Genomic DNA, 21,580 nt, shown 5'->3' with positions numbered 1-21,580 from the left:
CACTGCCCGGTTGTATGCGCGAGGTTACCGACTGCGGCCTGAGTTTTTTAAGTGACGGAAAACCGTGTTGAGGCCAACGCCCATAATGCGTGCACTGGCGCGACATCCGACGCCATTCATGGCCATATCAATGATTTTCTGGTGCGTACCGGGCTGAGAGGCGGTGTAAGTGAACTGTAGTTGCCATGTTTTACGGCAATGAGAGCAGAGATAGCGCTGATGTCCGGCAGTGCTTTTGCCGTTACGCACCACGCCTTCAGTCGCGGAGCAGGAAGGACATCTGATGGAAATGGAAACCACGCAAGCACCTTAAAATCACCATCATACACTAAATCAGTAAGTTGGCAGCATTACCCGCTCGACGAGTGGAAACCAAAACGGTTCAGTCTCCCAATAACAAACACTACCCTGGTGAAATACGGAAAACTAGGATACATCGTTCCAAGACCACAAAAAATTCGTGGGCGTTGGCTGATAGATCGCCGAGCAGTATTTGTTGGGCCTGGTGAAACGGGAATTGCGCCGGAAATTCATACTGGCGATGATGATGCACTGAAGGAGATTTTAACTCATGTCACCGAGGCCACAAAAAAACAGCACTGACGTAGCCGGTCTTTACGAAAAGTTTGATCGCAGAACTGGCAGAGTTTACTACCAGTATAAAAATCCTGTGACTGGAAAATTTCACGGACTCGGAACAGACAAAGGTAAGGCAGAAAAAATCGCTTCCACAGCCAATCAGCGAATAGCTGCAGCAGAAGCTGAATATTTCATGCGCAAAATTGATGAAAGTCCGTCAGCAACAAAACGTCGGGGTATCAGATTAAAGGCATGGGTTGATCGATATCTGAAAATACAGGACACGCGACTGAAAAATGGAGATATTGCAGCTACAACTCACAAAGAAAAAACTCGAATGGCTGCATACCTAGTTTCCCGTCTGGGAAACCACCCATTGAAAGAACTGGAAGTAAGAGACTTTGCATTAATACTGGATGAGTGGCTGGATAAAGACATGGTCAGCACAGCGAGAGTAAATCGTGGATTATGGGTTGATATTTATAAAGAAGCACAGCATGCAGGGGAAGTTCCTCCTGGATGGAATCCTCCGGAGGCTACCCGTAAACCGATCCCTAAAGTAACCAGAGCCAGGCTCACCATGGAAGACTGGCAAAAAATTTACAATGCAACGCCTGAAAAACACTTTATCCGTAACGCAATGCTTCTTGCGATTGTTACTGGTCAGCGCCGTGATGACATTTGCCACATGCGTTTTTCAGATGTGTGGAACGAACACTTGCATATCACCCAGGGAAAAACCGGAATGCGTCTGGCGTTACCGCTTACACTACGCTGTGATGCCATTGGGATAACGTTAAAAGAAGTTATTGATGGGTGCCGAGACAGAATATTAAGTCCATATCTAATCCATAGTCGGCACCAGAAACAACCGAAGCCGATGAGTAAAGACAACCTGAGCGACTACTTTGCCAAAGCACGGGATCTGGCTGGGATAATTCCACCAGCAGGAAAAACTCCGCCAACATTTCATGAACAACGCTCTCTATCAGAACGGCTGTACCGTGCACAGGGTATCGATACAAAAACATTACTAGGACATAAAGTCCAGGCAACCACCGATCGCTATAACGATACTCGAGGTCAGGAATGGGTTAAGCTGGTTATTTGACAAACACCATATGGAATATCCGTCACCATCTCAGGAAAAAAGTGTTGTAAAATGCGTGGCCTAGTTTTGGGGAAACGTTTTGGAGAGATTTTGGAGAAAGGAAAAAATTGAATAAATTCAAAATCCTGAAAGTGCTCCACCTTATGAATAAGAAGGTGGAACTCGAATGATCGGTCGACTGCTTCGCGGCGGTTTTATGACCGCTATCTACGCGTACCTGTATATCCCAATCATTATTTTGATTGTGAACTCCTTTAACAGCTCGCGCTTTGGCATCAACTGGCAGGGTTTTACCACCAAATGGTATAGCCTGCTGATGAACAACGACAGCCTGTTACAGGCAGCGCAGCATTCACTAACAATGGCGGTGTTTTCGGCGACGTTTGCTACGCTTATCGGTTCACTGACGGCAGTTGCGCTGTACCGTTATCGCTTTCGCGGTAAGCCGTTCGTTAGCGGAATGCTGTTTGTGGTAATGATGTCACCAGATATCGTGATGGCAATTTCGCTGCTGGTGCTGTTTATGCTGCTGGGTATTCAGCTTGGCTTCTGGTCGCTGCTGTTCTCGCATATCACCTTCTGCCTGCCATTTGTGGTGGTGACGGTGTATTCGCGCCTGAAAGGTTTTGACGTGCGGATGCTGGAAGCGGCGAAAGATCTCGGTGCCAGCGAATTTACCATTCTGCGAAAAATCATACTGCCACTGGCAATGCCAGCGGTGGCAGCGGGCTGGGTGTTAAGCTTTACCCTGTCGATGGACGATGTGGTAGTTTCTTCGTTCGTCACCGGACCAAGTTATGAAATTCTGCCGTTAAAAATTTATTCGATGGTCAAAGTCGGCGTATCGCCGGAAGTTAACGCGCTGGCAACCATATTACTGGTGCTGTCGCTGGTGATGGTTATTGCCAGTCAGCTTATTGCTCGTGATAAAACGAAAGGTAACACAGGGGACGTTAAATGAAAAAATGGTCACGCCACCTGCTCGCGGCGGGTGCTCTGGCACTGGGCATGAGCGCCGCTCACGCCGATGACAACAACACGCTGTATTTCTACAACTGGACCGAGTACGTGCCGCCAGGACTGCTTGAACAGTTCACCAAAGAAACCGGTATTAAGGTTATCTATTCGACTTACGAGTCGAACGAAACCATGTACGCCAAGCTGAAAACGTACAAAGACGGTGCGTATGACCTGGTGGTTCCTTCAACCTATTACGTCGATAAAATGCGTAAAGAAGGGATGATCCAGAAGATCGACAAGTCGAAGTTAACGAACTTCAGCAATCTCGATCCAGACATGCTCAACAAGCCTTTTGACCCGAATAACGACTACTCCATTCCGTATATCTGGGGGGCGACGGCGATTGGTGTTAACGGTGATGCGGTGGATCCGAAATCTGTCACCAGCTGGGCCTATCTGTGGAAGCCAGAGTACAAAGGCAGCCTGCTGTTGACCGACGATGCCCGTGAAGTGTTCCAGATGGCGCTGCGTAAGCTGGGCTATTCCGGTAACACCACCGATCCGAAAGAGATTGAAGCTGCATATAACGAGCTGAAAAAACTGATGCCAAACGTCGCAGCGTTTAACTCCGATAACCCGGCTAACCCGTACATGGAAGGCGAAGTTAACCTCGGCATGATCTGGAACGGTTCTGCTTTCGTTGCACGCCAGGCGGGTACGCCTATTGACGTGGTGTGGCCGAAAGAAGGCGGCATATTCTGGATGGACAGCCTGGCGATCCCGGCAAATGCCAAAAACAAAGAAGGCGCGCTGAAATTGATCAACTTCCTGCTGCGCCCGGATGTGGCAAAACAGGTTGCTGAAACTATCGGTTATCCAACGCCAAACCTTGCGGCGCGTAAGCTGTTAAGTCCAGAAGTGGCGAACGATAAAACGCTCTACCCGGATGCTGAAACCATTAAAAATGGCGAATGGCAGAATGACGTTGGCGCAGCCAGCAGCATTTATGAAGAGTATTATCAGAAGCTGAAAGCAGGACGTTAATTCAGCAAGCGGGCGGTGGTATTACCGCCCGTTTTTTATTTAGCAAGGATGTGGCTAATGAGTCAGGACAGTAGAGTTTTATCCCACTCTTTCGTCGGTATTGTGGTCCGCTCGTAGGCCTGATAAGCGTAGCGCATCAGGCAATGCTTCCTGCTTTATAATCCCTTCAGCAACTTTTCAACAAACTCAGGCACCACCTGGCTTGCCGGGCCGTAATATTTCTCGGCAAATTCATTACCGACCTGACTTGGTTCGAGATTCAGTTCCACGGTGTGCGCGCCATGCAGTTTCGCTTCGTGAACAAACCCAGCCGCCGGATAAACATGCCCGGAAGTACCAATGGCAATGAAAATATCAGCCATCGACAACGCCATATAAATTTCATCCATGCCGAGTGGCATTTCGCCAAACCAAACGACGTGCGGGCGCAAGGGTGCCGGGAACTGGCAACAATGGCATTTATCTTCTGGCGTAACGTCTCCGGTCCAGTCGAGAACCTGACCACTTTGCGAACAACGAACTTTCAGCAATTCCCCATGCATATGAATGACATTGGTATTACCTGCGCGTTCATGCAGGTTGTCTATATTCTGCGTTACCAGCAAAAAGCGATCGCCGAGAGCGTCTTGCAGTTTAGCCAGCGCAAGATGCGCGGCGTTAGGCTGAATTTTTGGCTGCTGCAGCTGTCGACGACGGGCGTTATAAAACGCTTGCACCAGTTCAGGATCGCGATCGAAACCTTCCGGCGTTGCCACATCTTCAACCCGATGTTCTTCCCACAGGCCATCTGCGGCGCGAAAGGTACGAATACCTGATTCCGCAGAAATTCCTGCCCCTGTCAGTACGAGTACTCTTGGTTTTTCCATTGCTTCCGGCACCACTTTATCTCTGAAAAAAATACGCTGACGCAAACGCTCGCGCAGGCGGCGTTTATTTTTACGAAAACGACTTAACCGATGATCCCGACGCGACAGCATAGCAACCTCTGTTGTTTAATCGGTTAGATGTAGGAAGGCCGCACCACGCATTCCTCCCGCATCACCGTGGCGCGCGCGTTCAATGCGCGGAACACGAGCTACAGGTAAGAGATGACGAGGCAGCCTGTCCGCCAGTTGCGTTGTGATTGCCGGGAAATTCGATAAGCCACCACCAATGACGACCAGGTCAGGGTCAACAATGGTCAGGATATTTCCCAGACAAACCGCTAATAAATCCAGATAACGCTCAACGTGCGCCCTTGCCTGCTCATCGCCTTGATTATAAAGCGCAATAATTTCGGGAGCCTGCAACTGTTGATGATAATAGTGTTGATACAGCCACGCAAAACCGCGACCAGACAGATAATTCTCAATGCAGCCATGCTGACCACAGCCGCAGCGGCGTAACGGGAAATCCAACCCCATCATGGTTAACGCATCAACCGGCAGACGCATATGGCCAAACTCGCCGGTAATGTAGCTTTTACCGGTAATCGGTTTGCCGTTGAAAATCAGCCCACCGCCAACGCCGGTACCAAGAATCAACCCCATCACCAGTGGATATTGCGTAAATTCATCATCTCAGGCTTCTGAAAGGGCAAAACAGTTGGCATCGTTATCAAGGCGTACATCGCGATCAAGACGTGCGCTCAGGTCGGCACGCAGCGGTTTACCGCTGGCAGCGGGGACATTGGCGGCATACAGCGTACCATCTTCTGTTTCCGGCATTCCCGGTATACCAATGCCGACAGAACCTCTACAGCCAAAACGTTGATCAGCTTCGGCTACCAGCTCGCACACTGCATCTAAAAATGCGTCATAGCTGTCACGCGGTGTCGGCACCCGCTTTTCCCACTGCAACTGCCGACCGCTATCAAACACGCCAAGCGCAATTTTTGTTCCACCAATATCAAACCCGTAATACATTGCCGCTCCTTGTTTTAATGTACTGCCTTTACTGGCCGCTAAGGACTCGCGCAGGGTCAATATTACTGGCGCGCCGCGCCGGATACCAACTTGCCAAAAGACTCAGCAACAATGCTGTGACCAGTACGTAGAAGACGTCCAGCCAGTGCAATTCCGATGGCAGGAAGTCAATAAAATAGATATCGCTGGAGAGGAACTGATGACCGATCAGCTTTTCAATCCGCTCAATAATCGGGGTAAGTTGCAGTGAAACAACTACGCCGATAATCAGCCCACACAGGCTGCCGAACAGCCCTGCCAGCAATCCATACCAGACAAAGATGGCGCGAATTAAACCATCTTTCGCCCCCAGCGTTCTTAATACTGCGATATCGCCACTCTTGTCTTTCACCGCCATCACTAAGGTGGAGACGATGTTGAAACAGGCCACGCCAATCACCAGTACCATCGCCAGATACATAATGGCGCGGATCATCTGGATATCGCGATACATATAGCCGTAAGTACCAATCCAGCTTTTAATATAAACATAGCTGTTGGTCATTTCACCCGCATCGCGTACCAGCTTATTGGCGTTGAAAACATCCGTCATTTTAAGGGCAATACCTGACACGCTGGAACCCATATCAAGATATTGTTGGGCATCCGCCAGCGGGATCATGGCAAAACTGTGATCGAGTTGGCCACTCAACTGCAAAATACCCGCAACGTGCAAACGCACACGTTTTGGCTGCATCAGTTTATGCTCAGGATTCGAGTTGGGGATCATGATCGACACCCAATCGCCCTGCTTCACTTTCAGCGCATCCGCCACGCCTTTGCCGATGATAATTTGCTGTTCGCCCGCTTTAAAATTGCGCCACGCATCCCCCTGAACAAACGAGGGTAATGCGCTCAGACGCTGTTCCTGTTGTGGGTTAACGCCCTTCACCTGGATTGCGCGCAGATTCGCTCCACTTTCCACCAGCCCGGTGAAATTGATATACGGCGCAGCGGCGGCAATACCCGGCACTTTCTGCACTTTATCCAGTGCTTCCTGCCAGTTAGTCCATGGCTGATTTACCGCTTCGATTTCACCATGCGGCAACACCGCCAGAATGCGGTTATTCAGTTCGCGTTCAAAGCCGTTCATCGCGCTTAAGCCGACGATCAATACCGCCACACCGAGGGCAATGCCAATGGTAGAAATGACGGAGATCAGCGACACCATGCCACCGCGCCGCCGTCCGCGACTAAAACGCAGGCCAATTAATAACGATAAAGGCATCGCCATTACTCCGCCCCCATCAGGCTCAGTTCCGCCGTCAGACGTCCATCACGCATTTCTAACTGGCGGCTCATACGTTTCGCCAGTTGCAGGTCGTGAGTAACCACCAGGAAGGCGGTGCCCTGCAAGCGATTCAATTCCCCAAGCAACTGGAAGATGCTGTCGGCGTTACGCGCATCGAGGTTACCGGTAGGCTCATCCGCCAGTACCAGACGCGGATTATTGACCAGCGCACGGGCAATCGCTACACGCTGGCGTTCGCCGCCAGAAAGTTCAGATGGGCGGTGATTCGCACGATGCTCCAGCCCCACCGCTTTTAACATCTCCAGTGCACGGCTGTTGATTTCAGCGGGCTTTTTCTTGCCAATCAGCAGCGGCATAGCCACGTTTTCCAGGGCGGTAAAATCCGGCAGCAGGTGGTGAAACTGATAAATAAAGCCCAGTTTCTGGTTGCGCAGTTCTGCTTTTGCTGCCGACGACAGTTTGCTCATCGGTTGACCGTTAAAGATCACATCGCCGGAGGTTGGCGTATCCAGTCCGCCCAGCAGGTGCAGCAAGGTGCTTTTACCGGAACCAGAGCTACCGACGATCGCCATCATTTCACCTTCGCCGACGCTGAAACTGACATTGTGCAGTACATCGGTTTGCACACTGCCTTCCTGATAGCGTTTGCACAGGTTGTCGCATTGCAACAGGATCTTATTCATAACGTAAAGCCTCAGCGGGTTGTGTGGCGGCAGCGCGCCATGAAGGGTAAAGCGTAGACAGCAGCGCGATAGCCATCGCCACCAGCGCAATAACAATGACCTGTAAAGGTTCGATAGCCATCGGCAGCGCCGCGCCATCAAGCAGGACGCCGATTATTGGCATCAGATTATTTAACTGGCTGGCAAGCAGTGCGCCAAGCGCCGCTCCGAGGATCGCACCGATAATCCCGGCGCTGGCCCCTTGCACCATAAAGATCATCATGATTTGTCGCGGAGTTAAGCCTTGCGTTTGCAGGATCGCTACTTCGCCCTGCTTCTCCATCACCATCAGCCCCAGCGAGGTAATAATGTTAAACGCCGCAACGGCGACAATCAGGCTCAGCAGTAAACCCATCATATTTTTTTCCATGCGTACGGCCTGGAACAACTCGCCTTTACGATCACGCCAATCCTGCCATTTGCTGTCTTCAGGCAGTTTTTGCTGACTTAATGAGTCGACTTTCAGCGGCTCATCCAGCCACAAACGCCAGCCGGTAATATTGCCTGCCGGATAACGCATCAGACGCGAGGCATCCTCAATATTCACCAGCATTTCATTGCCATCGACTTCACTGTTGGCGGCGAAAGTGCCAATCACATTGAACAGGCGCTGACTTGGAATACGCCCCATCGGCGTGAACTGGCTGGCAGATGGTACCATCATGCGGATTTGATCACCGCGATTAACGCCTAGCTGTGAGGCAAGTTGTTCGCCGAGGATGACATTATATTTCCCCGGCTCGAGGTCAGTTTGTTTCACATTGACCAGATACGGCGTTAGTGGATCTTTTTGCGCCGGATCGATACCCAGCATCACCCCGACCGCCACGCTGCGCGCGCTTTGCAGTACCACATCACCGGTAGTAATAGGTGCGACGCGATTAACGCCGTCCAGTTTGACTGCCGTTTCCGGGAGTTGCTGCGGGTTAAGAGAGCCATGCTCAGAAGAGAGAATTGCCTGTGGCATCAGGCCAAGGATGTTGTTTTGCAGCTCGCGCTCAAAGCCGTTCATCACTGACAATACTGTGACCAGCGCCATCACCCCGAGGGTAATGCCGATGGTAGAAAGCCAGGAGACGAAACGACCGAAGCGATCCGCTGCACGCCCACGCATGTAACGCAGGCCAATAAATAAAGCGACAGGTTGGTACATGAAATCCGTCTGGTTGCTGTAGCAAAGACACGAGTATATAAGCGAAAGCAAGATGGGTAAACGTCTGAACTGTAAGTGATCGTCAGGGCTAATCTGAAAAGCCCCCGTAAATCAATCGGCTAAATTGCCATGTTTTATCATCAATCTTGCCGCCTGATCTTAATCTGAAAAATCATCCAATACAGACAGATACCCATTACACCTCGGGTCATAACCCGCAGGATCAACCGCATGTAAATTAAAAAAGAGCGTGTTGTCCTGATGAAACAAAAAGAGCTATGGATTAACCAGATCAAAGGGTTATGTATTTGTCCGGTGGTGATTTATCACTCGGTCATTACCTTTTATCCGCATATGACCACTTTTCAGCATCCGTTATCGGAAGTCCTGAGCAAATGCTGGATCTATTTCAATCTTTACCTTGCACCCTTTCGTATGCCGGTTTTTTTCTTTATATCCGGCTATTTGATTCGCCGCTATATCGACAGCGTACCGTGGGGAAATTGTCTCGATAAACGGATCTGGAACATCTTCTGGGTGCTGGCGCTTTGGGGCGTGGTGCAGTGGCTGGCGTTAAGTGCGCTGAACCAGTGGCTGGCACCTGAGCGCGATTTAAGCAATGCCTCCAATGCCGCTTATGCCGATTCCACCGGTGAGTTCCTGCACGGGATGATCACCGCCAGCACCAGCTTGTGGTATCTGTATGCGTTAATTGTCTATTTCGTGGTATGTAAAATTTTTAGCCGTCTGGCGCTGCCACTATTCGCCTTGTTTGTACTGCTGAGTGTGGCGGTTAATTTCGTTCCCACGCCGTGGTGGGGAATGAACAGTGTGATCCGCAATTTGCCTTATTACAGCCTTGGCGCATGGTTTGGCGCAACAATAATGACCTGTGTTAAAGAGGTACCGTTGCGCCGCCATCTGCTGATGGCTTCTTTGCTTACCGTTCTGGCGGTCGGTGCCTGGTTGTTTACTATCTCGCTGCTGTTGTCGCTGGTATCGATTGTGGTGATCATGAAGCTGTTTTATCAGTACGAGCAACGATTCGGTATGCGCTCCACCAGCCTGCTGAATGTGATTGGCTCCAACACCATTGCTATCTACACCACCCATCGCATTCTGGTTGAAATATTCAGCTTAACTCTGCTTGCGCAAATGAACGCAGCACGCTGGTCGCCGCAAGTCGAACTGACACTCCTGCTGGTTTATCCCTTTGTCAGTTTGTTCATCTGTACTGTTGCGGGCTTGCTGGTAAGAAAACTTTCACAGCGTGCATTCAGCGATCTGTTGTTCTCCCCGCCTTCACTGCCCGCTGCCGTCAGTTACTCCCGCTAAGCCATCGCCCCAGCCGGGGCGATTCAATTTGCTAAACCATGTCGATTACGGATAATGAACAGCATTGCTTATCAGAGATATGCCCCCATATGTTGAGGCATATCCTAACGAGAATCTGACAACCGTTATGCCTGAACAATATCGTTATACGCTGCCCGTCAAAGCGGGTGAGCAGCGTCTGCTGGGCGAGTTAACCGGCGCAGCCTGTGCAACGCTGGTAGCGGAAATTGCCGAACGTCACGCCGGTCCGGTGGTACTCATTGCACCAGATATGCAAAATGCTCTGCGTTTGCATGATGAAATCAGTCAGTTCACCGATCAGATGGTGATGAATCTGGCGGACTGGGAAACTCTTCCCTACGACAGCTTTTCGCCTCATCAGGACATTATCTCCTCGCGCCTTTCCACCCTTTACCAGCTACCGACGATGCAGCGTGGCGTACTGATTGTTCCGGTGAATACGCTTATGCAGCGCGTTTGCCCACACAGTTTTCTCCACGGTCATGCGCTGGTGATGAAAAAAGGTCAGCGCCTGTCACGAGATGCATTACGAACCCAACTGGACAGCGCCGGTTATCGCTATGTTGACCAGGTGATGGAGCACGGCGAATACGCCACGCGCGGCGCGTTGCTGGATCTCTTCCCGATGGGGAGTGAGCTGCCTTATCGTCTTGATTTCTTTGATGATGAAATCGACAGCCTGCGGGTGTTTGACGTCGACAGCCAGCGCACGCTGGAGGAAGTAGAAGCGATCAATCTGCTGCCCGCGCACGAATTTCCGACCGATAAAGCGGCAATTGAACTGTTCCGCAGCCAGTGGCGCGATACCTTCGAAGTGAAGCGCGATCCGGAACATATTTACCAGCAAGTGAGTAAAGGCACATTACCTGCCGGGATCGAGTACTGGCAGCCATTGTTCTTCAGCGAACCACTGCCGCCGCTGTTCAGTTATTTCCCTGCCAATACCTTGCTCGTGAATACTGGCGATCTGGAAACCAGTGCCGAACGTTTCCAGGCTGACACGCTGGCGCGTTTTGAGAATCGCGGCGTCGATCCGATGCGCCCGCTGTTGCCACCACAATCGCTCTGGCTGCGGGTGGACGAGCTCTTCTCAGAGCTGAAAAACTGGCCCCGGGTGCAGCTAAAAACTAAACATTTACCGACAAAAGCCGCGAATGCCAATTTAGGTTTCCAGAAACTGCCAGACCTGGCCGTTCAGGCGCAACAAAAAGCGCCGCTGGATGCGCTGCGTAAGTTCCTCGAGACTTTCGACGGTCCGGTGGTGTTCTCGGTAGAAAGTGAAGGTCGCCGTGAAGCGCTGGGTGAACTGCTCGCACGAATTAAAATTGCTCCGCAACGCATTATGCGTCTTGATGAAGCCAGCGACCGTGGGCGTTATCTGATGATTGGCGCTGCCGAACATGGTTTTGTCGATAAGGTGCGTAATCTGGCGCTGATCTGCGAAAGCGATCTGCTCGGTGAACGTGTTGCCCGCCGTCGTCAGGATTCTCGCCGCACCATCAACCCCGATACACTGATCCGTAACCTTGCGGAGCTGCATATTGGTCAGCCGGTGGTCCATCTGGAGCACGGTGTCGGGCGCTATGCCGGAATGACCACGCTCGAAGCGGGCGGCATTACTGGCGAGTATTTGATGCTCACCTATGCCAACGACGCCAAACTGTATGTTCCGGTGTCGTCACTGCATCTGATTAGCCGTTACGCAGGTGGCGCGGAAGAAAACGCCCCGCTGCATAAACTTGGCGGCGATGCGTGGTCACGCGCGCGGCAGAAAGCGGCGGAAAAAGTGCGTGATGTGGCGGCGGAATTGCTGGATATCTACGCGCAACGCGCCGCCAAAGAGGGCTTCGCGTTTAAACACGATCGTGAGCAGTATCAGTTGTTCTGCGACAGCTTCCCGTTTGAAACCACGCCGGATCAGGCGCAGGCCATTAATGCGGTACTTAGCGACATGTGTCAGCCGCTGGCAATGGATCGTCTGGTGTGCGGCGATGTTGGCTTTGGTAAAACAGAAGTGGCGATGCGCGCCGCTTTCCTGGCAGTAGATAACCACAAGCAGGTGGCGGTGTTGGTGCCTACCACCCTTCTCGCGCAGCAGCATTACGACAACTTCCGCGACCGTTTCGCCAACTGGCCGGTACGTATCGAAATGATCTCCCGTTTCCGCAGCGCCAAAGAGCAGACGCAAATCCTTGCGGAAGTGGCGGAAGGGAAAATCGATATTCTGATCGGTACGCACAAACTGCTGCAAAGTGACGTCAAGTTTAAAGATTTAGGCCTGCTGATTGTCGATGAAGAACACCGCTTCGGGGTGCGTCATAAAGAGCGCATTAAAGCGATGCGCGCGAACGTGGATATTCTGACGCTTACTGCAACGCCGATCCCACGCACGCTGAATATGGCAATGAGCGGAATGCGTGACCTGTCGATTATCGCCACGCCGCCCGCCCGTCGTCTGGCAGTTAAAACCTTTGTCCGTGAGTATGACAGCCTGGTGGTCCGGGAGGCGATCCTGCGTGAAATTTTGCGCGGGGGGCAGGTTTATTATCTCTACAATGATGTGGAAAACATCCAGAAAGCTGCCGAACGGCTGGCAGAACTGGTGCCAGAAGCGCGGATCGCCATCGGTCACGGGCAGATGCGCGAGCGCGAACTGGAACGGGTGATGAATGATTTCCATCATCAACGTTTCAACGTGCTGGTTTGTACAACCATTATCGAAACCGGGATCGACATCCCGACAGCCAACACCATTATCATTGAACGCGCGGATCACTTCGGTCTGGCGCAGCTGCACCAGTTACGCGGTCGCGTCGGACGTTCACATCATCAGGCATATGCATGGCTGCTGACGCCGCATCCAAAAGCGATGACTACCGATGCACAAAAACGTCTTGAAGCGATTGCCTCGCTGGAAGATCTCGGTGCAGGCTTTGCGCTGGCAACGCACGATCTGGAGATCCGCGGCGCGGGTGAACTGCTTGGCGAAGAACAAAGTGGCTCAATGGAAACCATCGGTTTCTCGCTGTATATGGAGTTGCTGGAAAACGCCGTCGATGCACTGAAAGCCGGACGCGAGCCGTCGCTGGAAGATCTCACCAGCCAGCAAACAGAAGTCGAGCTGCGGATGCCGTCGCTATTGCCAGATGATTTCATTCCTGACGTGAATACGCGTTTGTCGTTCTATAAACGTATTGCCAGCGCCAAAACGGAAAACGAACTGGAAGAGATCAAAGTCGAGCTTATCGATCGCTTCGGCCTGCTGCCGGATCCGGCGCGTACCCTGCTGGATGTTGCCCGTCTGCGCCAGCAAGCGCAGAAACTGGGGATCAGGAAGCTGGAAGGTAATGAGAAAGGCGGGGTGATCGAATTTGCCGAGAAGAATCACGTTAATCCGGCCTGGTTGATTGGTTTGCTGCAAAAACAGCCGCAGCATTACCGCCTTGATGGTCCGACGCGCCTGAAATTTATTCAGGATTTGAGTGAGCGGAAAACGCGTATCGAATGGGTACGCCAGTTTATGCGTGAACTGGAAGAGAACGCGATCGCTTAATGGTAAATCGGGGGCGTTTCTGCGCCCCCATCGGCAACATTTACAAATTCTTTGCACTTCCCTGCACTATCCGACACTGTCACCATCCATAATTCAGGCTTATCTGTTTATTACAATAACCTTATATTTATTATGGATTTTTGGTGATGATCAAAACGCGTTTTTCTCGCTGGCTAACGTTTTTTACGTTCGCCGCTGCCGTGGCGCTGGCGCTACCGGCAAAAGCCAACACCTGGCCGCTGCCGCCAGCGGGCAGTCGTCTGGTTGGCGAAAACAAATTTCATGTGGTGGAAAATGACGGTGGTTCTCTGGAAGCCATCGCCAAAAAATATAACGTCGGCTTTCTCGCTCTGTTACAGGCTAACCCCGGCGTTGATCCTTACGTACCGCGCGCGGGCAGCGTGTTAACGATCCCGTTGCAAACCCTACTTCCAGACGCGCCGCGCGAAGGCATTGTGATCAACATTGCGGAGCTGCGTCTCTATTACTACCCGACGGGTAAAAATTCGGTAACCGTGTATCCAATAGGTATTGGTCAGTTAGGTGGTGACACGCTGACACCGACAATGGTGACCACCGTTTCAGACAAACGTGCAAACCCAACCTGGACGCCAACGGCAAACACCCGCGCCCGTTATAAAGCACAGGGAATTGAGTTGCCTGCGGTAGTGCCGGCTGGACCGGATAACCCAATGGGCCATCATGCGATTCGTCTGGCGGCCTATGGCGGCGTTTATTTGCTTCATGGTACGAACGCCGATTTCGGCATTGGCATGCGGGTAAGTTCTGGCTGTATTCGTCTGCGGGATGACGATATCAAAACACTCTTTAGCCAGGTCACCCCAGGCACCAAAGTGAATATCATCAACACTCCGATAAAAGTCTCTGCCGAACCAAACGGTGCGCGTCTGGTTGAAGTACATCAGCCGCTGTCAGAGAAGATTGATGACGATCCGCAGCTGCTGCCAATTACGCTGAATAGCGCAATGCAATCATTTAAAGATGCAGCACAAACTGACGCTGAAGTGATGCAACATGTGATGGATGTCCGTTCCGGGATGCCGGTGGATGTCCGCCGTCATCAAGTGAGCCCACAAACTCTGTAAATCCTGGATAAAAAAAATCCCCGCGACACGGCATGTCGCGGGGAAAAAATCAGCAGTAGCAGGCATTAATGAGGGTTAATGCTTATTTATAAATTACTGCTTTCCATGGAGGGTATTCGGACCGGTTACAGAAGTAATACGGAAAGATTTTGCGCCCATCTCATCCGCTTTTTGCGCCAGCTGCTCTTCCAGCGATCCCAGATTTGTCCCCGCTTTAGCACTGATTGTACCGACTTTTTGTTGGCCTTCTGGCGTTGACTGAACTTCGACAGCCGCAAAGCTGGCAAATGACATGGAGCTTAAAATCGCCGCAGCGATGAGGGTTTTTACGTTTTTCATAATAGTGGCCTTATGCAGATGAATGACGTCGCAAGCAATTATTTAACGATCGATAACTAAATGACAGATGTGATCTGGATCACATACAAGATATTTTTTATAACAATCATTAATTAATTTAAAAATCTTTAAATTTCAGTTAAATAGAAAGCAATTATTTTTATGGGATCTGGACTGGTGAACGGAGGTGATTATTTTTATAATAACCTTTCATTCACAGTCACCAGGTACAACGGCATCATGGCAACTGACTCAACACAATGTGTAAAAAAAAGCCGTGGCCGCCCAAAAGTATTCGACAGGGATGCCGCGCTTGATAAGGCCATGAAATTGTTCTGGCAACACGGTTATGAAGCGACTTCTCTTGCGGACCTCGTCGAAGCGACCGGAGCCAAAGCGCCCACGCTATACGCGGAATTTACCAACAAAGAGGGGTTATTTCGTGCCGTTCTCGACCGCTATATCGATCGTTTTGCCGCTAAGCATGAAGCACAGCTGTTTTGTGAAGAGAAAAGCGTGGAGTCTGCGCTGGCTGACTATTTTGCTGCCATCGCCAACTGCTTTACCAGCAAAGACACCCCGGCAGGCTGCTTCATGATCAACAACTGCACCACCCTCTCCCCAGATTCAGGAGATATCGCCAATACGTTGAAATCACGCCATGCGATGCAAGAGCGCACTTTGCAGCAGTTTTTATGTCAACGACAAGCGCGCGGGGAAATCCCGACCCACTGTGACGTGACACATCTGGCAGAATTCCTTAATTGTATTATTCAGGGGATGTCGATCAGCGCACGCGAAGGTGCATCGCTGGAAAAACTAATGCAGATTGCCGGAACGACTTTGCGTTTATGGCCCGAACTGGTGAAATAAGTCGCAAAAAAAGCCCCTCAGCCTGAGCGAATGAGGGGCCAAATTGCAGAGTACAGCCTTGTTATACTTTGTTATTCAAAATCAGTTGCCCATTACTATCTAGCGGGATCTGCGTACCCGGATCGCGGTCCATGCGGATTTTGCCCTGCTGATCGCCAATCTTATAGGTCACATCATAACCGAGCATTTTTTCTGACTTGTCATACACCGTTTTACAACGCTGTTGCGTAGTCGTGTAAGTATCGCTTTCCTGGAGAGAGCCCTGGATCTGGTTACCGGCATATCCACCACCCAGCGCCCCCACAACAGTGGCGACATCTTTACCGCGACCACCGCCAAACTGATGCCCTATCACGCCGCCAGCAACAGCGCCGAGCACCGACCCGGTAATGCGATTTTCATCCTGCACCGGTCGACGATGGGTCACTGTGACGTTGCGACACTCCTGACGCGGTGTTTTAACCGTTTCCTTGATTGGGGTTGCAGAAACAACCTGAGCGTATTGCGGGCCACGTTCAAACACGTTCAGACTGGCCACTGCCGCTACGCCCAGCGCAGCTGCGACACCAATCCCGATACCCGCCAACATTGATTTATTCACGGGAACACCTCCTTCTTTGCAGTTATGCCAATCATGCAAGCGAAGGAGAAAAGCAGCTATCAGACAGAAGATGAAAAGCGCGGGAATGGCTGGAAATACTTAATGATTCGGAGGAGTCTGAAGGAATGCCTGATGCGACGCTTAACGCGTCTTATCAGGCCTACCGCTCGTACCATTTGTCTAGGGCGGATGAGGCGTTTATGCCACATCCGCCAGTGTACGTCGATTAATGCAACTTCAAACGCGGACGGATAACGCGGTTAATACTCCCCACCAGCATCATTAATCCGGTTTTAAAGTAACCATGCAGCGCAATCTGATGCATTCGGTATAGCGAGATATATACAAAGCGCGCAATTCGTCCTTCAATCATCATTGAGCCGCGCGTCAAGTTACCCATCAGGCTACCAACGGTGGAGAAGTTCGACAGCGATACCAGTGAACCATGATCTTTATACTGATAATTTTTCAGCGGCTTACCGTTTATCTGCGCCAGAATATTGTTCATTGCGCAAGTCGCCATCTGGTGTGCAGCCTGAGCACGCGGCGGAACAAAGCCCCCTTCCGGACGCGTGCATGACGCGCAGTCGCCAATAGCGTAAATGTCTGGATCGCGGGTGGTTTGCAGCGTCGGTTCCACCACCAGCTGGTTGATACGGTTAGTTTCAAGACCACCGATATCTTTCAGGAAGTCTGGCGCTTTGATCCCGGCTGCCCACACCATCAGATCAGCCTCAATATATTCACCATCTTTAGTGTGCAGGCCGCCTTCATCAGCACTGGTGACCATGGTTTGCGTCAGCACGCGAACGCCAAGTTTCGTTAACTCACTATGGGCCGCAGCAGAGATGCGTGGCGGTAATGCAGGCAAAATACGTTCTCCCGCTTCTACTAGCGTTACGTTCAGGGCTTCGTTGGTCAGACCTTTATAACCGTAGCTGTGCAGTTGCTTGACCGCGTTATGCAACTCAGCGGAGAGTTCTACACCCGTCGCGCCGCCACCGACAATCGCAATGTTCACTTTGCCATTCGCGCCCAGGTTGGCGGAGTATTTCAGGAACAGATTCAGCATCTCCTGGTGGAAGCGACGCGCCTGGTGCGGGTTATCGAGGAAAATGCAGTTCTCTTTGACGCCTGGCGTATTGAAATCGTTAGAGGTGCTACCCAGCGCCATGACCAGGGTGTCATAGGCGATTTTACGTTCCGGAACCAGCAGTTCACCTTTCTCGTCGCGTAGTTCTGCAATAGTGATTGTTTTCGCTTCACGATCAATATCAATGACGGAACCCAACTGGAACTGGAAACCATGATTGCGCGCATGGGCCAGATAGCTCAACGCATCGACGCCTTCATCAAGCGAGCCAGTCGCCACTTCGTGCAGCAGCGGTTTCCACAGGTGGCTGTGGTTACGATCGACCAGCGTAATTTTGGCTTTTTTCTTACGTCCCAGCTTATGCCCCAGCTGTGTTGCCATTTCCAGCCCACCAGCACCGCCGCCGACAATCACAATCTTTTTCAATGGCGTAGTCAACGTGACCCCCTTAAATTTATTAACCAATTGTTAATTAATGGTTATTAACATAGCTCTTAATTAACAACAGGTTACAGCAATGAAAATGTTCTTCGCTATTGAGAATAACATGAATGGTGCATTGGTCATACCAAAATTGATGTTAATCAAGTTTTGTTGCTGAAAAGATAGGCGACTTTACCGGGTAAGATCAAAAAATAGAGTTTATTGTTTATTATTTGAGCGAATTTGTGAGAGTGATATAGAGTGAGGGGTGTATGCAGGGCGTTCGGTAGGCCTGATAAGAGGCGCATCAGGCATTGGTGCTCGACTGTCGGATGCGGCGTAAACGCCTTATCCGACTTACAGAATTCGGAGCGCATCAGGTACCGGCAAGGTTACCTGATGCGACGAGGGCATTTACCCGAGGGTTTTGAACGCTTTAATGCGCTGCAAATGCGGGGAGATATTCTTGAATTTGTGCGTCTGCTCTTCGTCCCAGACAATCTCGTAATAATGATGCAACTCTTCAGATGTCCGCTGGCTGTTAAGCGCTTCATCATTACGCGACAAAATCACCAGGCAACGATCGCGATTCTTCTCGCGGAAGTTGGTCACACACTTAGTGGCAATATCGGCATACTCTTCCGGGCGATCAATCTTGCCTTCCATGTTCTCATAAGGGAACAAATTAGGGTTGAAGATCACCTGGCGGATATCGCAAAGAAAACCAATCCGTTCCGCCCAGTATCCGCCCAGACCAACGCCGCAAATCAGCGGACGCTCGTCGACGTTCAGTTGCAACATTTTGTCCACTTCTTTAAGCAGATGCTGCATATCATGTTTCGGATGCCGCGTACTGTAGCTTATCAAGCGTACATCCGGGTCAATAAACTGCAATTGTAAGACTTTCTCGTGGTTACCCGGACTGTTAGAGTCAAAACCGTGTAAATAGATAATCATCGCTTCCTCACATAAGCCAGGGTTAGTGACCTGCTTTCTCTTCCTGCCAGCGTTCATGTAACTGATTCAGACGGGTGCTGCTCGCCTTCCAGCGAGCCGAGTCCATCAGTTCCTGTCGCGAAAATGAACCTTTATGATACAAACGTGTAACACGTTCTGCCTTGATCGGTGACAGATTATCTAACACGCTGACGGCCCCTTTACGATTATTGCAGACCAGGATCATATCGCAACCTGCGTCCAGTGATGCCTGCCCGCGTTCGGCATAACTGCCCATAATCGCGGCACCTTCCATCGATAAATCGTCAGAGAAAATTACACCGTCAAAACACAGTTCCTGACGCAAAACGGTTTTCAGCCAGTAGGAAGAACCGCTCGCCGGACGCGGATCAACATCACTGTAGATCACATGCGCAGGCATAATGGCGTCGAGTTTATTTTCGCGGATTAACGTGCTGAAAACGACATATCTTTGGCACGAATTTCCGCTTGCGGGCGTGGGTCGCACGGCGTCTCTTTGTGTGAATCTGCAGTTACTGCACCGTGTCCTGGGAAGTGTTTCCCGGTCGTTTTCATTCCGGCTTCATGCATCCCATCAATAAACCGACTGGCGATTGCCAGGGCTTTTTCTGGGTCGGCATGATAAGAACGCTCGCCAATCGCCGCGCTGATATGTCCTACATCCAGCACTGGCGCAAAGCTGATATCAATATCCATAGCGATCATTTCGCTGGCCATCAGCCAACCCGCCTCTTGCGCCAGTTTGCCGCCCTCTTCCATTCCCAACAGCGCAGCAAAGGATTGTGCTGCCGGTAAGCGGGTAAAACCTTCGCGAAAACGCTGCACGCGTCCACCTTCCTGATCTACCGCCACCACCAGATGATTGCGCGATGCTGCGCGGATCTGGCGCACCAGTTCACGTAACTGGGCAGGATCATGATAGTTACGCGTAAAGAGAATCAGCCCTCCCACCAGCGGATGCGCCAGTATTTCACGCTCTTCCGCGTCCAGTTCGTAACCTTCGACATCCAACATTACTGGACCCACACTGCTCTCCTTATTGTTTTATTAATAGCTGCCGCCAGGTGTCATCGGCCAGCCTGATAAATTGTTGATCGCCGGTTTGTCGCCAGCGGTACTCAAACCACCCTGCTTTGAGCATCAGCAGCCAGGGAAACCATCGCCTGACCTGACGCCATAATTGCGCCGGATAAATCTTCGCGCGAGTGGCATAGTCATTGACCAATTGCCGGTGCTGTTCAGTATTTTCCACCCACACCGCCGCCAGTTCCAGCGCGGTATCACCATCTCCGGCATACTCCCAGTCGATGAGTTTTAACCCTGATGCGCTATGCACTAAATTTCCGGCGTGGACATCCATATGCAATGGACTTAAGCGTAAAGGTCGTGGTTCCCGCGCTTTGCGCAGACGTTTTAACATTCGCAGCCAACCCACAGTCCGCCGCGCCGGATCGCTTTGCTGCCAGTACAGTTCCAGTAACGGCAACAGCATTATTCGCCAGCCAAAACGTGGTTGTTGATGTAGATAATACAGCAAGCCTGCCAGTTCGTTGGTATCCGGCAAATACGTTTTTACCGCGCCGGGCAGATAGTCGACTACCATCCAGTCACGGAGATATAAATGCGGCTTCGGTGCAATGCTTGCGGGTAGTTGTGATAAAGCCCGATACTGGCGCAAGAACGCGGACTGCGGCGCATCAGGATCGTGCGGCTGACGCACAACAAAACGCTGGCCCTGATGTTCAATGAGAAAACTACCGCCACTAAGCCCACTATTAAACGTCGTGACGGGATGAAACTGCGGGAAAAAGCGCGACAGCAATTCGTCGCGCGTGATGGGATTATTACTGCGAAACGGCACCTTTACCTGACCAGATAATTTCGCCCGTCTGCACCAGCATCAGCTGCATTTGTAGGGTCGGAGCGTTAACGTTGCCAGAGGCGCTGGAGTACAGCACGTAATGAGCGCCGACATTGCGGGCAATGCCTATGGCTTTACTACGGGTGCCTAAACTGTCCTGCGGCGACAAACCTAACTGTTGCTTAGCCATCGACAGTTGCTGGGCGGAAACCAGGGTAAATTTCCCGTTATTAGCCAGCGCATTTCGCAGCGTTTCGGTCGCTTCTGCGGCATTCAGCGAACCGTTAGTACGGTTGTTAACGCTATCAACCAGCAGGACGCTACCCGCAGTCACCCCGTCAGCCCCAAGCATCTTACTGACCATCGGCTGCATTGCGCCATTCCAGTCATAATGGCGAATATGCGGCGCAGGCGTGCCGTTCGATCTTCGTGCTCAATTGGGCCTGGCTGCTGCGGGATCGTCGGCACCGAGGGCACTGTGGGGACAGGCTGTTGTGGCTCGGCTGGTTGTTCCGGCGCTGGTTTCACTTCTTCTACCGGTGCAGGTTCACGTTGCCCCACACACCCGGCGAGAAACATCGCCAGCGCGGTAATCAAGGCGTAGCGACTCATTTTTGTCATCAAGATTCACCC

Annotated in this window: 16 protein-coding genes and 5 pseudogenes; 8 read left to right on the top strand and 13 right to left on the bottom strand. The window is 51.3% G+C overall.

The annotated features are described in order from the left end of the window. A pseudogene (locus BFF42_RS00950) lies at positions 1–300 on the bottom strand (IS1-like element transposase); the annotation flags it as partial. Positions 301–393: 93 nt separating this feature from the next. Here BFF42_RS00950 and BFF42_RS00945 point away from each other — a divergent pair. The 4 genes from BFF42_RS00945 to potD all read left to right on the top strand — a co-directional run bounded on the left by BFF42_RS00945 (position 394) and on the right by potD (position 3,694). Beyond that, positions 394–603 (top strand): hypothetical protein, encoded by a 210-nt coding sequence (locus tag BFF42_RS00945; RefSeq protein ID WP_044325913.1) that lies wholly within the window; start codon positions 394–396, stop codon positions 601–603. After that, positions 572–1,690: a phage integrase Arm DNA-binding domain-containing protein gene (locus tag BFF42_RS00940; protein WP_000074967.1), complete on the top strand. Its 1,119-nt coding sequence runs from the start codon at positions 572–574 to the stop codon at positions 1,688–1,690. Before BFF42_RS00945 ends, BFF42_RS00940 begins: the two co-directional genes overlap by 32 nt. Before the next feature lie 166 nt (positions 1,691–1,856). Beyond that, positions 1,857–2,651, top strand: coding sequence for a spermidine/putrescine ABC transporter permease PotC (potC, locus tag BFF42_RS00935; protein WP_000580316.1), 795 nt, complete (start codon positions 1,857–1,859; stop codon positions 2,649–2,651). Further along, positions 2,648–3,694: a spermidine/putrescine ABC transporter substrate-binding protein PotD gene (gene potD, locus BFF42_RS00930; RefSeq protein ID WP_000759320.1), complete on the top strand. Its 1,047-nt coding sequence runs from the start codon at positions 2,648–2,650 to the stop codon at positions 3,692–3,694. The genes potC and potD overlap by 4 nt, the downstream gene beginning before the upstream one ends. A gap of 155 nt (positions 3,695–3,849) precedes the next feature. Here the strand turns inward: potD and cobB are convergent, their stop codons facing one another. The 5 genes and pseudogenes from cobB to lolC form a co-directional block, all read right to left on the bottom strand. Further along, positions 3,850–4,671, bottom strand: a complete 822-nt coding sequence (gene cobB / locus BFF42_RS00920; RefSeq protein ID WP_000952720.1) for a Sir2 family NAD+-dependent deacetylase — start codon at positions 4,669–4,671, stop codon at positions 3,850–3,852. Positions 4,672–4,686: 15 nt separating this feature from the next. Further along, positions 4,687–5,598: pseudogene (nagK, locus tag BFF42_RS00915) on the bottom strand (N-acetylglucosamine kinase). Between the two features lie 28 nt (positions 5,599–5,626). Continuing rightward, a complete protein-coding gene (lolE, locus tag BFF42_RS00910; RefSeq protein WP_001251343.1) occupies positions 5,627–6,871 on the bottom strand; it encodes a lipoprotein-releasing ABC transporter permease subunit LolE in 1,245 nt (414 codons plus the stop codon). Next, a complete protein-coding gene (gene lolD / locus BFF42_RS00905; protein ID WP_001033695.1) occupies positions 6,871–7,572 on the bottom strand; it encodes a lipoprotein-releasing ABC transporter ATP-binding protein LolD in 702 nt (233 codons plus the stop codon). Before lolD ends, lolE begins: the two co-directional genes overlap by 1 nt. Continuing rightward, on the bottom strand, positions 7,565–8,764 hold the full coding sequence (gene lolC / locus BFF42_RS00900; protein WP_005027577.1) for a lipoprotein-releasing ABC transporter permease subunit LolC: 1,200 nt from the start codon (positions 8,762–8,764) through the stop codon (positions 7,565–7,567). The genes lolD and lolC overlap by 8 nt, the downstream gene beginning before the upstream one ends. A gap of 261 nt (positions 8,765–9,025) precedes the next feature. Between lolC and BFF42_RS00895 the strand changes: the two genes are divergently transcribed. The 3 genes from BFF42_RS00895 (at position 9,026) to ldtC (ending at position 14,779) form a co-directional block, all read left to right on the top strand. Continuing rightward, complete coding sequence (locus BFF42_RS00895) at positions 9,026–10,099, top strand: acyltransferase family protein (RefSeq protein ID WP_000810308.1); 1,074 nt, start codon at positions 9,026–9,028, stop codon at positions 10,097–10,099. 127 nt (positions 10,100–10,226) lie between these two features. Further along, positions 10,227–13,673 carry a transcription-repair coupling factor gene (mfd, locus tag BFF42_RS00890; RefSeq protein WP_012421239.1) on the top strand — a complete coding sequence of 1,149 codons (3,447 nt, stop codon included), beginning with the start codon at positions 10,227–10,229 and terminating at the stop codon, positions 13,671–13,673. A 143-nt stretch (positions 13,674–13,816) separates the two neighbouring features. Then, complete coding sequence (gene ldtC / locus BFF42_RS00885; RefSeq protein WP_012421326.1) at positions 13,817–14,779, top strand: L,D-transpeptidase LdtC; 963 nt, start codon at positions 13,817–13,819, stop codon at positions 14,777–14,779. Positions 14,780–14,861: 82 nt separating this feature from the next. Here ldtC and bhsA read toward each other — a convergent pair. Further along, a pseudogene (gene bhsA, locus BFF42_RS00880) lies at positions 14,862–15,118 on the bottom strand (multiple stress resistance protein BhsA). Between the two features lie 240 nt (positions 15,119–15,358). On the opposite strand from bhsA, the gene comR reads away from it, so the two are divergent. Continuing rightward, positions 15,359–15,991: a TetR family copper-responsive transcriptional repressor ComR gene (comR, locus tag BFF42_RS00875; RefSeq protein WP_000179805.1), complete on the top strand. Its 633-nt coding sequence runs from the start codon at positions 15,359–15,361 to the stop codon at positions 15,989–15,991. A gap of 61 nt (positions 15,992–16,052) precedes the next feature. Here the strand turns inward: comR and BFF42_RS00870 are convergent, their stop codons facing one another. The 6 genes and pseudogenes from BFF42_RS00870 to lpoB form a co-directional block, all read right to left on the bottom strand. Beyond that, positions 16,053–16,592 (bottom strand): glycine zipper 2TM domain-containing protein, encoded by a 540-nt coding sequence (locus BFF42_RS00870; RefSeq protein ID WP_001043459.1) that lies wholly within the window; start codon positions 16,590–16,592, stop codon positions 16,053–16,055. A 226-nt stretch (positions 16,593–16,818) separates the two neighbouring features. Continuing rightward, positions 16,819–18,123: an NADH-quinone dehydrogenase gene (ndh, locus tag BFF42_RS00865; protein ID WP_005042558.1), complete on the bottom strand. Its 1,305-nt coding sequence runs from the start codon at positions 18,121–18,123 to the stop codon at positions 16,819–16,821. A 399-nt stretch (positions 18,124–18,522) separates the two neighbouring features. Continuing rightward, positions 18,523–19,065 (bottom strand): alpha/beta hydrolase YcfP, encoded by a 543-nt coding sequence (gene ycfP / locus BFF42_RS00855; protein ID WP_000587933.1) that lies wholly within the window; start codon positions 19,063–19,065, stop codon positions 18,523–18,525. Between the two features lie 22 nt (positions 19,066–19,087). After that, a pseudogene (nagZ, locus tag BFF42_RS00850) lies at positions 19,088–20,112 on the bottom strand (beta-N-acetylhexosaminidase). A 10-nt stretch (positions 20,113–20,122) separates the two neighbouring features. Then, positions 20,123–20,947 carry a thiamine kinase gene (thiK, locus tag BFF42_RS00845; protein WP_001116575.1) on the bottom strand — a complete coding sequence of 275 codons (825 nt, stop codon included), beginning with the start codon at positions 20,945–20,947 and terminating at the stop codon, positions 20,123–20,125. Further along, a pseudogene (lpoB, locus tag BFF42_RS00840) lies at positions 20,931–21,568 on the bottom strand (penicillin-binding protein activator LpoB). Before lpoB ends, thiK begins: the two are co-directional and overlap by 17 nt. Positions 21,569–21,580: the final 12 nt, after the last annotated feature.

The organism is Shigella sp. FC1661, assembly GCF_001712525.1.
Classification (GTDB): domain Bacteria; phylum Pseudomonadota; class Gammaproteobacteria; order Enterobacterales; family Enterobacteriaceae; genus Escherichia; species Escherichia coli.
The sequence above is the reverse complement of the archived record's forward strand: the minus strand, read 5'-3'. Positions and strand labels throughout refer to the sequence as shown.

Excerpts from the sequence above, each read along its gene's own strand:
- BFF42_RS00940 (WP_000074967.1), top strand. The coding sequence starts at position 572 with ATGTCACCGAGGCCACAAAAAAACAGCACTGACGTAGCCGGTCTTTAC.
- potC (WP_000580316.1), top strand. The coding sequence starts at position 1,857 with ATGATCGGTCGACTGCTTCGCGGCGGTTTTATGACCGCTATCTACGCG.
- potD (WP_000759320.1), top strand. The coding sequence starts at position 2,648 with ATGAAAAAATGGTCACGCCACCTGCTCGCGGCGGGTGCTCTGGCACTG.
- cobB (WP_000952720.1), bottom strand. The coding sequence starts at position 4,671 with ATGCTGTCGCGTCGGGATCATCGGTTAAGTCGTTTTCGTAAAAATAAA.
- lolE (WP_001251343.1), bottom strand. The coding sequence starts at position 6,871 with ATGGCGATGCCTTTATCGTTATTAATTGGCCTGCGTTTTAGTCGCGGA.
- lolD (WP_001033695.1), bottom strand. The coding sequence starts at position 7,572 with ATGAATAAGATCCTGTTGCAATGCGACAACCTGTGCAAACGCTATCAG.
- lolC (WP_005027577.1), bottom strand. The coding sequence starts at position 8,764 with ATGTACCAACCTGTCGCTTTATTTATTGGCCTGCGTTACATGCGTGGG.
- BFF42_RS00895 (WP_000810308.1), top strand. The coding sequence starts at position 9,026 with ATGAAACAAAAAGAGCTATGGATTAACCAGATCAAAGGGTTATGTATT.
- mfd (WP_012421239.1), top strand. The coding sequence starts at position 10,227 with ATGCCTGAACAATATCGTTATACGCTGCCCGTCAAAGCGGGTGAGCAG.
- comR (WP_000179805.1), top strand. The coding sequence starts at position 15,359 with ATGGCAACTGACTCAACACAATGTGTAAAAAAAAGCCGTGGCCGCCCA.
- ycfP (WP_000587933.1), bottom strand. The coding sequence starts at position 19,065 with ATGATTATCTATTTACACGGTTTTGACTCTAACAGTCCGGGTAACCAC.